At 48.0% G+C, this 13,911-nt stretch carries 9 protein-coding genes; all 9 read right to left on the bottom strand.

The genetic code is table 11. From position 1 onward, the window contains the following. Positions 1–22: 22 nt before the first annotated feature. The 9 genes from ACYQ11_RS06695 to ACYQ11_RS06655 all read right to left on the bottom strand — a co-directional run bounded on the left by ACYQ11_RS06695 (position 23) and on the right by ACYQ11_RS06655 (position 13,888). On the bottom strand, positions 23–3,166 hold the full coding sequence (locus tag ACYQ11_RS06695; RefSeq protein WP_459922989.1) for a type I restriction endonuclease subunit R: 3,144 nt from the start codon (positions 3,164–3,166) through the stop codon (positions 23–25). A gap of 28 nt (positions 3,167–3,194) precedes the next feature. Then, positions 3,195–4,388 carry a restriction endonuclease subunit S gene (locus tag ACYQ11_RS06690; protein ID WP_459922988.1) on the bottom strand — a complete coding sequence of 398 codons (1,194 nt, stop codon included), beginning with the start codon at positions 4,386–4,388 and terminating at the stop codon, positions 3,195–3,197. Between the two features lies 1 nt (position 4,389). Continuing rightward, positions 4,390–7,149: a type I restriction-modification system subunit M gene (locus tag ACYQ11_RS06685; RefSeq protein ID WP_459922987.1), complete on the bottom strand. Its 2,760-nt coding sequence runs from the start codon at positions 7,147–7,149 to the stop codon at positions 4,390–4,392. Between the two features lie 249 nt (positions 7,150–7,398). After that, on the bottom strand, positions 7,399–7,998 hold the full coding sequence (locus ACYQ11_RS06680) for a hypothetical protein (RefSeq protein WP_459922986.1): 600 nt from the start codon (positions 7,996–7,998) through the stop codon (positions 7,399–7,401). A gap of 370 nt (positions 7,999–8,368) precedes the next feature. Next, entirely contained in the window at positions 8,369–9,658 is a 1,290-nt protein-coding gene (locus ACYQ11_RS06675; protein ID WP_459922985.1) for a hypothetical protein, read from the bottom strand. Positions 9,659–10,084: 426 nt separating this feature from the next. After that, complete coding sequence (locus ACYQ11_RS06670) at positions 10,085–11,014, bottom strand: transcriptional regulator domain-containing protein (protein ID WP_459922984.1); 930 nt, start codon at positions 11,012–11,014, stop codon at positions 10,085–10,087. 20 nt (positions 11,015–11,034) lie between these two features. Then, positions 11,035–12,348, bottom strand: a complete 1,314-nt coding sequence (locus ACYQ11_RS06665) for a tyrosine-type recombinase/integrase (protein ID WP_459922983.1) — start codon at positions 12,346–12,348, stop codon at positions 11,035–11,037. Between the two features lie 213 nt (positions 12,349–12,561). Next, a complete protein-coding gene (locus ACYQ11_RS06660) occupies positions 12,562–13,035 on the bottom strand; it encodes an REP-associated tyrosine transposase (protein WP_459923059.1) in 474 nt (157 codons plus the stop codon). 169 nt (positions 13,036–13,204) lie between these two features. Continuing rightward, the gene (locus ACYQ11_RS06655) at positions 13,205–13,888 is read right to left on the bottom strand and encodes an N-6 DNA methylase (protein WP_459922982.1); all 684 of its coding nucleotides are present in this window, start codon (positions 13,886–13,888) and stop codon (positions 13,205–13,207) included. Positions 13,889–13,911: the final 23 nt, after the last annotated feature.

Genomic DNA, 13,911 nt, shown 5'->3' with positions numbered 1-13,911 from the left:
TTTCCCCGGGGCATACAATGTATCAATCGGCGGGAAGCTCAATTTCGAAGCCTCCCTGAATGATAAAATCCTTAAGTAAATTAGAGGTTTTGATATTGACTTTGACAGGTTGGAGATTCTGGCCTTCTAAGGCTTCAAAATAGGCCTTTGCCTTTGCCTTGTCCACGGTGGCTTTCAATTCATCAAAACGTCCGTATTCGTTGATGTTGGCCTCGGTGATATTCGTATTCATCAGGGCTGAAAGCTTGGTTTTATCCAATCCGAACAGGTGAGCGACAGCGTCTATCTCACGTTTTTTAGCCTTCAACTGGTATTCGGTGACGTATTCTTTAAACGGGCGGGCGGAATCGATCGTAACGTCTCCGCGCTGGATGTCGTGCAGGAATATATCGGCCATCTTTTGCTCTTCCTGTGTCAGCGTTGCAAACGACCGATGCAGTTCGGCCAGTGTGGCGTTGATTGTTTCAGCATCATCACCGTTCTGGAGCGTCTTCAGATATTTCTCGAACCTGGAATTCATGTAATCGGCATCGATTTTATCCGTGTCGATTTCGGTCAGATGGCCGTCAATCTCGTAGGGGATACTGCTTCCTCCACCTCCGTCACCGTCGCCGCCCGATGCGAGCTCTTTGTAGCGCAGGGCCAGTGTCAGGTAGTGATCGTGTGTAAAGTGCAGCGCCACCATGGATTTTTTTAAATCTTTTTCAAACGGATACGTCAATGTGTCCCATGTGAAGCCCTGGATTTTTGCCGCTTCCAGAATGGTATTGAATACCCTGAACAGCTTTGCAAATTCACCCCGCTCGGTCAGGTCATCCGGGAGTTTCCTGAAGTCTTCGACGCCTGCCGCATCGAACAGGCCTTTGATATCATCAAACACCTCATTCATCCGACCCAGGTTGCTTTCGAGGCGGTCGGCAAATAGCCCCATGGGCTTATTCCCTGAATAGAGTTCCACCGCTCTTTCGATATTTTTTTCCATGGTATGTGGCTTGCGATAATAACGGATCGTACCGAAGGGTTTATCCGGGCCAAACAGACGGTTCGTCCGGGAGAACGCCTGTATGATATTTTCATATTTCAGCACCTTGTCCAGATACAGGGTGTTCACCCATTTCGAATCGAAGCCGGTCAGCATCTGATGAACCACAATCAAGAGATCAAGCTGCTTTTCCGACGTGGTTTCAATGCGCTGGTACGGTGTTTTATGGGCCAGCCGTGCCGACACGTCCTTTTTGAACTTCGCATGGGCTGCCAGATCGAAATGTTGACCGTAGGCGTTATTGTAGTCTTCGAGAATTTCCACGAGGCCTTGGGTTTTAAATGCTGAATCGCCTTCATTGTCTTCATTGGGGTCAAACAGCGCCGTGGTTTTCAACGTCGGGCATTCCTGTTTGAACAGACGGTAATAGGCAATCGCCTCCGGGATACTGCTGGTGGGGAAAATAGCATGGAACTTATAGCCCTGACTCAAGGTGATCCAGTTATCGCAAATATCCTCGACCACCTTGTCCCGATGCTCATCGCGATCATACTGGCTGGACGGCAGATGGTCCTCGATGCCCTTCACCCATTTGCCCGCCGCATTAAGCTCACCGGCCATCGTTACATCGTTCATATACCGGTTGAACACCTTTTTCTTTTTCGGATCGGCAAGGGCCTCGGCCACCGTTGCAGCCCTGGCTTTTTCCAGCGCGACGGCCGTCCGCAGATCACGGTCACGATAGGTCATCACCTTGTAAGGATCAAAGCCCAGCACATTTTTATCCCGTATCCCGTCGGCAATGCTGTAACGATGCAGTTCATCGCCGAAGACATCGGCCGTGGTATTGTCCTTGTGTTTATTTTCGTCTTGAATCGGCGTGCCGCTGAAGCCGAAAAAAATCGCGCCGGGAAAGTTTGTTTTGATGGCCTGAAGCATATCGCCGAAGGTGGAGCGGTGGCACTCATCGATAATGAAAACCAGCCGCTTGGCATTGATGCGAGAAAGGTCGTGGGCATTCATGCCGCCGTCCTCGTCCTTGATGTTGCTCATCTTCTGGATCGAGGTGACGATCAGGGTGTTGGCGGGGTCGGTGCTGGTCAGCTTGCTCACCAGCACCGCCGTATTCTCCGTGGCCTGCACCGTTTCGTTTTCTTCGGCAAAACCCTGGTACTCGCGCAATGACTGGGTGCCCAGCTCGATCCGGTCCATCAGGAACACCACCTTGTCCGCATCCTTGGAGTTGGCAATCAGCTGCGCCGACTTGAAGCTGGTCATGGTTTTGCCCGAGCCCGTGGTATGCCAGATATAGCCGCCGAGGCGGTCCGGGTTTTTCCAGTCGGTTCTGGTCACCTTGTCGGAAATTGCATGGGCGGCGTAATACTGATAGCTGCGCATCACCTTGAGCGTTCCATCCGAATCGTCGGCCACCGTGTAAAAGCCGATCAACTGGTGCGCCATGGGAATCGACAGCAGCGTCGAAATGACCGTCTTCCAGTCGCTCACCGGCTCATTGTTGAAATCGGCCCAGTGAAAGTAGAAATCTTTATTGAAGCGCCCGTCCGGCCCCGGATTGGCAAAATAGACCGCCTCTTTCGGCTCCATGGCCACAAAAAGCTGGATCAGGGCGAACAGCCCGGAAAAAATCCCTTCCCTGGAATACTTTTCAATCTGATGACAGGCCTGACTGACCGGGATGCCGCTTTTTTTCAGCTCCATATGGATCACCGGCATACCGTTGATCAACAGCAGCAGGTCCCCCCGCCGGTCGTGCATAAGTTTCGAGCTCCGGGCAAAACGCGGTTGCCGCACGATCTGGTAGCGGCTTTGACCCGCCGCAATTTCTTGACGATCATAGATTTTGAGGCTCACTTCCTTGCCGAAGTGCTGCTCATCCGCCGGGTTGTCGCGGGTGATCGACACCGTCTTGCCGTTGATAAAACCGTTCAGCTTCAGCGGGGTGCGCAACTCGGCGATTTGCTCCATGATCTGCTGCATCTCGCCCTGGGTCAGCGGGATATCGTTCAGCCGATCCTTCCCGCGATTGTTTTCAAACAGAATCGTGGCCCAGTTTGCAAGGAGATCCGCCTCAGACGGGCTTTGAATCACCTCCGGCTCCCAGCCGTAACGGGACAGTTGCTGGATGACGGCGGCTTCAAATTGGGCTTCGGTGGGAAAGGTCATAAGGGCAGTTCCTTCTATCATCAGTGGTTTAAACAAACATTTTTTCCAGACAGGCTGTCTTGATCTTTTTCAGCTTTTTTACCTGTGTTCCATGCTGTGCGATCAGCTCGTCCAGTTGGCGGAAGTAGACGCCGATTATTCTCTGTTCTTCTTTACTTGGAAAAGACAAGATGGCATCTCTAATATCTGTCGAATTTATTGAGTCAAATGTTGATCCCGAAGAAAATTGTTTCCAATATCCAAACTCATTCATTCGTAATAATGATTGAAAAATAAACTCATTACCCTTAATTCCAGCGACTCCACGTCCAAGAACTACATCATATCCAGTTTTTCCAACTTCTCCCACAGGGGCTCTAACACTCAAGATTATATCCCCAATATCAGCTGTTTTTGTGATCTGCGTGGTCCATACGCGTGGAGTTACATAGCCATTCTTCATATCTGCATTTCCCTGCACTAAAATAAAATCTGTAGGGTTATTCGTATAGTTTGAACCACTTGGAGATTGCCCCATTATAGTTATTGCTTCATCTCCCAGTTTTTTTTCTTCCCAAGGTTCAGAAAAGCCTTTGAAACGAATTTCAGGGGCGATGGCACCGGGGGCTGGAAACATCTTGTTAAGCATAGCCTTTTTCAGCGTCACCAGCTTTTCATGCTTCCGCTGATGCAGCCCAATTATCCGGTCTATCTCTTCAAAATACGAACAGATTTCGTTTTGCTCGGGTAGCTTGGGAATCACGACTTTTCTTTTCTTCCAGTCAGCGGCATCAAAGAACAGTTTTTCAATATCAACGCCGTAAGAGCTCAGAAAGAACTTCCGATACATGCCTGGCAGAGTCGAAAGAATCGTCAAAAATTCTGATGAGATAGTTTCATTCCCCACCGCTACCATGTATTCGTTGGAGACGATTGCTTGATCAAGGTGATGAGGGACGAGTCCGGTTGCCCCGTGAACCACCTGTCGTTTGGAAATGATAAAGTCTCCCGCTCTTAGTTGAGAGTAACTCTTTACCAATATGTCTTTCCCGTGGAGGTGACCGCGAGAGACCACACCACCATTTCGACGCCGAACAGTAACAAGCTCGTATCGCTCATTATCCTTCAATTCGATGGGGCGTTTTATTTCCGTTAAAACCTCTCCTATCGGTTTCTCGTCCCACTCCTCAGAAAAGCCTTTAAAGCGGATTTCAGGCACTTTTTTCTTTGTTTGCTCCTCCATCTTATTCGCCCTTCAAAAGTTTTTTAAATTCGTCGAGTCCCTGCATATCGAAGGCATTGCCGTCGAGTTCGTCGATCAGACTCGCCAGGCTGGCCTCGGTCTTCCGAATGGCTCGGGCGTTGTCGGCGTAGGTGATGGTGTATTTATCGGCGAGCGCTTGCAGCTTCGCCGTCAGTCTGTCGATCAGCATCGTGGGCAGTTGATGGAGGGAAGCGATGAGCGGCCTGATCCATTTGCGTTCGAGCAGTTCGTGAACCGCGTCATCGTTTAGGCCTTCGATGGTGCGTTTGGTGAGCAGGTGCATGGCAGCGGCTTCGGCCCTTATTTCAGCCTTCAACGCTTTTTCTTCGTCCAATAAGGCACTCGCTTTTATCAGCTTATACGCAAAGGAATCCTCCGGGAATTCAAAATCACTCTGCAGCTTTTTCAAATAGCTGGTTACTTTGGCCTTGTTGTAGGTTCCGTCTTTGCTTGCTTCCATTTGAGCCCAATCCACCTGAGGGTGTCCTTCTATGAAAGCTTCTTTTTCAGGTTTCTTTGCCTTGGCATCAAGCAGGTCAAGATACGCGTTCAATGCGCGGATCTCTTCCGTTTCCACGCCGGACAAAAGCTCCTTGAGTTCAATTTTTATCGCAGTTGCGACGAATTTGTCATTGGCGTCATTCAGGACGCCAAATTCCCCATCCGCCTCGGACAGCGTTTCGATGACCTCTTCCAGATTTGCACCGATGTCGCTTAGCCGCTGCTCTTTGGTTCGGAGGGCTTCCAGCTCCTCGCTCAAATAGGTGGTCTGCACCAGCTCAAAGGGCATGATGCGGCCTTTCCAGCCATCCTGCGCCTCTTCCTTTTTGCCGTCCCTGGTTTTGATCACCATGTTCGGCTCGACCACCCGGGAGGCATCGAAACCTTCGGTCTGGAGTATTTCGAGGTCAATGGCGATCTGCTGCCACTGGTCATCGAGCGATTGGTAGGCATGATATCGGTCGATCAACGGAACGGGTTCCAGCCGTCTGAAAATCTCTTCCCCGATACGGTGCTCCTGCTGGGCAATTCTGAGTGTGAGCATCGCCTCGATAAGCTCGGCCTTCATCCAGTCGTTAAAATCGATAAAGGCGGCGGAAAAGCTGGCGTTAAAGCCTTTAATTTCGGTATGCTCGCGAATCGTCTGGCCGAGATCGTCCACCTTCGGTTCCACACAGGGGGTATCGTTTTGGGTAAAAAGGGCATCCCGCAAGGTCGGGAAGGCCTGCCAAAAGGTGGCCAGTGCATCGAGCTCGCTCTGGGGAATTCCGCCGAACATGGAGGCATAAATATCGTAGCTTTCGGCGGGTTCCGACGAATCCACATAACGCGGAATGTTGAGGTTGTAATCGTTTTGGCGGATGTCGCTTTTCGTCACCAGCCTACTGTAGCGCGGAACACTTTCACGGGCGATGACGGTGTCGCAGATTTTTTTAATGTCCGACGCGCGCAGCTTGTTGTTCTTCCCTTCCTTGGCAAAGCCCTTGGACGCATCGACGATTAAAACGTCGGTATTGGGCCGTTTTTGCTTTAGAACGAGAATAATGGTCTCAATACCCGTGCCAAAGAAGATGTTCTTTGGCAGCCCGATGATAGTATCGATGTGGTTGTTTTCAATCAGATTCTTGCGGATCGTGCCTTCTTCGCCGCCCCGGAACAGAACGCCGTGGGGCAGGACAATGGTCATGATGCCGTCGGGCTTCAAGTGATAGAGGTCGTGCAGCAGGAAGGCAAAATCGGCTTTTGATTTGGGAGCCAGCCCGAAGCGGGAGTAACGGGGGTCGCTCTCTTTATGCGCCGGGTCCCATTTTTGCGAGTAAGGCGGATTCGAAACAACGGCATCCACATAGAGTGGGTTGTAAGTGTTGATCGGATCGGTTTCATCGAAATAGGGCCAGTCGTCTTCCAGGGTGTCGCCGTTTCGGGTGAAAATGTTGTTCGGCAGGATTCCCCGCATCACCAGGTTCATGCGGGTCAGGTTGTAGGTGTTCTCCTTGAGCTCCTGGGCGTAATATCTGATATTGTTGACATCGTCCATGTGCTTGGCAATGCAGTGGCCGATGTTGATCAACAGCGAGCCGGAGCCGCTGGTGGGGTCGTAAATCTGGATCTTCTGCTTTTCTTTGACGTGGTCGGCCACGATTTCCGACATCAGGAGCGATACTTCGTGCGGGGTGTAAAATTCCCCCGCCTTCTTCCCCGCATTGGCGGCAAACATGCCGATCAGGTATTCATAAATAAAGCCCAGCACATCATAGCCGAGCCTGCCGTCCATGGGGATATCTTTGATAAGCTGGAGCAGCTCGCTGATCGCCTTGGTCTGTTTGGCCGCCGTGTCGCCCAGTTTGCTCAACCCCGTTTCCAGCGTCTTAAAAATGCCGTCGAACAGGCGTTTATGGTGGGGATGAATATGGCGGCTGAAGGCTGAAAGGGCATCGCGCACATGGGAGACATCAAAATCCCTGCCTTGGGCAAGCCATGTGGAAAACAGGTGGTCGTAAGCCATGAAGTAGCCGATATTGTCTTTAATGTAGCCCGCCGTTTCAGCATCTTCTTCCGAAAGGGCGCGGATATCCTCTTCGCTGAAATCCTCACGTTTGGCAAACGCGAGCTGTTTGTCTGAGAGGTATTTGTAAAAGATGAAGCCGAGGATATAGTCCTTATATTCGTTGGCCTCAATTTTCGACCGCATCTGGTTGGCCGACTCCCAGATTTTTGCGGCAAGCTGCTGTTTATTCATCGCCTGACGTTTCCTATTCTCTTTGATGATCTCAAAATTGTTCTAATTGCCTCCTGATGGGTCAATGATTAATTCTCACAAAAAAACGCAAAAGTAGGATTGAACGGATGGTATGTCACAGCGGCATATCCAGTCAAGTCGTTTCCCTGATAACAGAAACAATTTTATTCGTCTGGATAAAATTCACGACACAAAAAGGGTTTTAACCGATTTCAAGGGAAAAAACATTAATTTCAATATGATCTGTAGTTAATCCCAGTCCCAGTCCCAGTTCTTGTTCAACAAAACATTCATCATGGAAACACCCTCAACTTTGAGATGAAGCATTTTTAAACGAATCTCTACCCACTTTTTTTCATGCATATTCTTGGGTTTCAATAAAGGCAAAGGGTGAAATGCTCCACGTTCAGCGCCGATTATTTCCCTTAATTTATTTAACTTACGAAAATTTCTTTCCAAGGGCGTTTCATTACATGAAGCATATGTTATGTTAGAACACACCCTACATAAAAACCGGTCTTCTCCTGCATAGAGTATTGCAACACGCTTTCCACAATGAGGGCAGGTGAACCACGGTCTTTGACTACCGAAGTGACAATCTGTATAGGTGATATCGATTTGTTGCTTAAACCCATTTCGAAGGGACGAAAACGATAGGAACAAATAGCCATCGTGAACAGCAACATTGAGCCGATAATGGATTTGGCATATTCTGGCCCATTGAAAATAAAGCTGTGATCCCGGGATAAGGCCGCAACTTTTTTTTATGTCTCGAATATCGATACCCGGCACTTCTCCGGTCAACGGCTTTTGATGTCTGAATTTTCGTCCGGAGCCTGGCCCCCCCATGCTTCACCTGTTTTTTTACCGAAATCATTAGAAAAAAATAATTAAGCAGTGGTCAGAATTTAAGGAGAAATAGCACGAATCCCAACACGAATCCCAATGTGTATGAAGAGATACGGAAAAAATTGTCTTGGTCTCAGTCGAGGTATACAAGAGTCGTCTCAAAAAAAAAGAGTGTGTACAGAAAAGCGGTTAACTACTATGTGCACATTGAGGGTTGCCTTTCCTGTTCCAGATTCTCTACTATTTCTATGAATTTTCAGAACGATATACAATTTTTTGCTCATTTTTTTGTTTTTTTGATCCGTGTACACATTGAACTTTTTTTTTATTTTTTCAAAAAGGGTACACACTGAGAATTCATCGCCAAGGTTCACGCCTTCAAAAGCCTTCGATGGTCATCAAGTATCTTTTTGGTTTCTTCTATTGGCAGGGGTTTTAAATGATCGATGTTTTCCTCTGCCTTGATTCCTTGCCTGTCAAAATAGTGCAAAACCCTATCCCTGTCAGAACGGCGACAAAGGCAACCATCATGAACCGGCAAAATCACGACATCATCCCTCATGCCCATTTCAATGATATTCATCATGATCGCCGCTTCAGTGTGTTGTAATCGCCCCCAATTGGGCTTGTAAAGGAGATGTATGATAGGCTGATGGAATGACTCAAGCTCAAGGATCATTTGAAAAAGAGTCGTTTCATCCACTTTTTTGTCGAAGCGCTTTTTATAAGTTCTGATCACGGCCCTACGACCATCATTAAGTGAGTTGACTTTCCGCGTATTCATCATCAACAGCATTGCTTTTTTAGCTATGGACCTATTTGAGTCTTTAAATAGGTAAGGGTCACCATCCGGCATTTCCATGCCTTCAAGCCGGTAGAGCAGTTGGACATGCATCCCTTTGCCATCTATATCCGATGTCAATTCGCCGTTGATGGTAATGGCTCTCCGAAACTCTTTTTTGCATCCGATCCAGAAAGCACCATACAACCGGCCACCTTTTGTAAGATCTTTATCGTTAAACACCATATAGGGGATTATTTTGGCCGGATTAGGGAAGGCCAAGGGTTGCTCCTTACGATAAACGTTGCTTTCAACCTCATTAAACAGGTCAAATGTATTCCGGTCGATTCCGGTCTCAATGCTTTGCTTTTCATAAAATTGACCAATCTCTTTTAACCTGCGTTTTAAAGCTCTTCGCTGTTCTGTGTCGACTTTTGCCATGTTGCTGTCCTTTTCTTCGATGTGTAAGACAATGAGTTCATCCGGGTATAAGGTCGTGGCATCGGGTATGAATTCCCTTGCTTTTGGTCGGTATTCGATGATGGAACGTGTATGATCGCTCTGGCGTTCTCTGGCTATGAACCCCAGTGTTTCAGTGTGATTGAGCACATCATGAAAAATGACCCTGCCAAAACCAAAATCGTCTTTGGCTTTCCTGGAAAAGTTGGGAATGATCAACTTATTTCCGTTTACCTGGTTCGCCATGATACATTCAATGGCTTTCCCCCGGGCTTGTTTGATTATATCGTTTCTTGGCCGGTCCATTGGATATTGAGAGAAAAAAGGGTTCTCGATGTCGTGTTTCCTGGGTTTGAGCCCGAACTCAAAATATGGGAGCGACTCATCTGAGAGTCGTACCTTCCGTTTGTCTCGTTTCATATCCAATGGACCTATGGCTGCTTAGTGATTAAGATAGCTTCAGATGCGAATTAGTCTTCCAGAAGGTGCTTTGCATCGTCATATGGCCACAATAAGCGGCCGTTGGGCAGCTTTTTAGGGACAAGGCCCAGATAGTTACCGTTTACGCAATAAGAACGTCGTAGCGTATGGGGTTTGCATCCAAGCAAATCCGCCATTTTCTGGGTCGGGATTCTTGTTATTGACTTGCTTTTACCGCTGAAAAAGGTGGGCTGGACAGGCTGAGTTGTTTTTTTGTGTGACATAGTGTCTCCTTATCAATTGAATAATTTCAAGAATCGATTGATCTCCATTCAAGCGAATCATTATGAATTGATAGTCGGACAGTATGTGGGATGTTGTCTATGGAATGGTTTCGTTGCGGATTTATTCAAAAAACGGAGATACCTAAATCAGCTCACGCCATGCATAATCGACAAGCTCCTTTCCTCTGTTAATGGCATGAGCGGCACAGTCATAGTCACAGCCTAAAGGCTTTGCATTTTCCCCTTTGGATTTATAGAGAATTTTGGCAATTTCCTCAATCTTCTCTTTATATATTTCGGAGGCATCATAAGCGCGCAGACATTTTATGTAGTAGTCTGTAGGCTGGTTCAATTTTACAGGCTGTTCAAATGAGGTATGCTTAAGGGCCGCTCGAATTCCCTTGGCGAAGGCCTTGATGTCGAGGATTTGTTGTTCAATATCACCGTATATGTTTATGGATATCGGTATATCTCCTTTTATAAGTTCAAGATTTGTCCACGTTCTCTCCTCGGACAATTTGACGGATTTTAAAATCTGTCCACCCAATTTCATTTTGGCGTTTTCTTTTTTCCGGGGAGTATCGGCTTCTGTAGCTATCTTTAAATTATAGTCAAGCATTCCTTGTTCTATAGATGCAATTTCTGTTCTTTCCCCATGGTAATTGTAGGCAGCACAGGTAGGGGCCTGAAAACCGATTCGGGCGGTTGCGTATCCTTCATGATCGATATCATAGCTTGGGAATTCTGGGCTTGGGAAGAAACCGTTATAGATACCAAAAAAGTTATAGCTTGCCTCAATGATTTCAGGAGTGCAATCAGGCTCGAGAATCCATTCTTTCTTGTTAACGGAGTGTTTAGTGACATAATGGGGGTATTTCTCGGCAAGGATTTGATATGTTGTTTGAAAATCCTTACTTCGCCTTAGAAATTCCCATGCGAGCGTAAATCGTATATATGCTTTAAATGTATCACTCTTCTTTTTTCTTTGTTGGGAGTTTTGAAAGCCCTCGGAGATGAATGTATATTCTTTATCATTACGCCAATCCGGTACCCAATCAGGCTTGTTCTTCAAGTGATAGTCTCCTGTCGATATCAAGAATTCTGAATTAGTTTTAACGGCTGGTATTTTGGTAGGATTACTTTAATACCAGCTTCGTTCAATATCCACTCTTCAATTTTTACATGCCACATTCTGAGAAGATCAATCGGACGTTTTTTATAGTGTTTTTCAGCGGTCGCACTCGGTTTATGCCCCATGATTTGGGCAACGATGCCTGCCGGGACTTCGACCCATTCCGAAAGGGTCCCAAATGATCGCCGTAATCCGTGAATACTGAGGTTATCGATGCCTGCCCTTGATAAGGCTCTGTTATGGGGGTGGCGCGGGTCAGATATTCGCCCTGATGTAGATGCAAGGCTTGAAAAGACGTATTCGTTACGCCGTGGCAATGATAGAAGCAGGCTTTTGATGTATGGTGTCAAGGGGATTGTGCGTTCACCCGATACCTTGTCTTTAATAATAAGGGTTTCCCATTGAAAGTCCACATCGTTCCACCTCAAACCGGCAAGCTCGTTTTTTCGTGCTCCTGTTAAAAGAATAGATTGAAGAAAAAACCCCATGACTGTGTTTTCAATGTTACATACAGCATTAAACCATACTGCAAGCTGTTCTCGCTGTAGGCAGTCTGTTTTTGATTCCATTTTGGGGATATATTCACGTTTAAGCCATGTGGCGCATGCATCTGAAGCGGCTATCCCTTTGTACTCCGGCTTAGTATCACACCATCTCAAGAAAGCACGCAAGAGCGAAAAGGCTAATCTCGCCCTTGCTCCTCGTTCAATTGTTTCATCCCTTAGCCATGCCTCTATCGTTCCAGGGACGATTTCCGATAATTTCAAAGGCATCAAAGAGGCAAGTGGCCCAGGCTTTGTAATGCCTTTACGGTGTTTGTATTTTTTACCCCCCGGGTCGGCCATTTCGATATGGTCTTGGTAATGCCTTTTGCCCCATTTCCCTTTTCGTGATTGGATGTATTCGGGCCATACATCGGCCAGAGTGACAGCCTCTCTGTTTGCCTTGGCTTGCTTCTCTTTTTCTTTCTCTATCCGGTCTGTTTTTTCTGTTCGAGGATCGATGCCTCTGTCAATAAGAGCTTGAAGCCGACGGGCTTCTTGCTTTGCCCCGGGGGTTTCAGGATCGGAAGAATCAATTGTCCAGGCCCGGACATCACCAATTTTTATACGGATTGTTTTACCATCAAGACGACTTTGAAAAACGAACACCTTGCCACCTGGGGTTGCACGGACACCTAAGCCGGGAACATCAGAGTCCCACAAAAAGATTTGTCCTTTCTCTGGATATTCAAAACCACGAATTCTCGCAACGGTCAGTTTCTGGCGTGCCATAAAGCCCTCATGCTTACATGTTATTGTTTTTGAGCGAGTCAGATGTTAAATTGTGTAAGCTCTATGTAAGCAAAAAAGGCCAATGTCTGTCAATGTAATTCTATTGTAATGGCGGGGTTGTAACGGGATAATGGCTTTAATTAAGGGTATTTAAGTTTTGTTTCAATGTTGATCAATTTGATTTGCGTCGGACTTCAAATCCGGTGTGGGGCGCTAATCACGTCCCGGGTGGGTTCGATTCCCATGTGCTTCCGCCACTTCTACCCCTTTTGTAATCCGTGCGCTTGACCATGGCCATTCGCTCGCGTGGCTGCACAATCCGGCTTTGACAGGGTTTTCATGTATGTAATTGATGGCTTGGGTAAAATGCTTTTCATCCCGGATAAACCGATCATAATAATCCCGTTGCCATATTGGAGCGCGGGTGTCCCGCCCGCATTTCCCCCCTTCCTCCAAACGCTTCTTAAATTCATGCGCCGTAAACGACTTCCACGAATGGATGACATCGGATAAGGGAAACCCCTCATAGGTTTTGATTAGCACATGCACATGATTGGGCATCACCACATAGGCGATAAGGTCATACCGCTTGCCATGGAAAAACGCCCATGCATCCACAACGATTTTAGCCATGTCCTTATCGCGTAAAAGACATGAACCGTAACCCTTGTTGAGCTCGCCCTCCATGTGCTTGCGGTGTTCGGCGTTTTGGACATGGCGTGGTGTGGGGGATGATGCGGGCGGGACGCCCGCGCTCCCACTTCTTCGTGCATCGGCGAGGCAATAGGTGATGCCTTGGTAGAGTCCGCTTATATCGAAGTGGGGTAAATATCCCCGACAATGCCATCCCTTGTTTTTAGGGGGTGGGGTATGATGCCTGGTGAACGTCATGATGAGAGTGCCTCCTCGGTGAGTTTCTCAGCGTCCGGGATGCGGAGTCACAGTAGCCGGGAATGTCGGTGTATGGTGGGAGCGCGGGCGTCCCGCCCGCTTTGAGATCCACCGTGGCATTCCCTTTCATGCCTTCTGTTTCTTGAGCGCGACATGCGGGCGGGACGCCCGCGCTCCGCCATGCATGGTAGGTTTTGGCTATATCGGCAATGCCTTGGGGAAGGAGTCCTTTCTGGGTGCAATTGATCATCGAACCCATCTTCCGGGCATCGATGAAGAGCGTTTCGCCTTCCCGGTTCCTGTCGCCGCACTCGGTGTCGGCCTTCTTGTTCCTGGTAATGAACCAGAGACAGACCGGAATCTGGGTGGTGAAGAAGATCTGGCCGGGCAGGGCGATCATGCAGTTCACCAGATCGTTTGCAACCAGCTTCTTTCGGATGGCCCCTTCACTGGTGGTGTTGGTGGACATGGAGCCGTTGGCCAGAACAAAACCGGCCACACCGTTTGTGGAGAGCTTGGAGGCCATGTGAAGTATCCAGGCATAGTTGGTATTGCCCGTAGGCGGGATCTCGTAGCCGTCCCACCTCGGATCGTCGGTCAGTTCATCGGAGGCCCTCCCGGCTTTCATGTTGAAGGGCGGATTGGCCATGATATTTCATAGAGAATCTCTAT

The organism is Desulfatiferula olefinivorans, from assembly GCF_054657895.1.
This window is presented reverse-complemented; position numbering and strand designations above follow the sequence as displayed.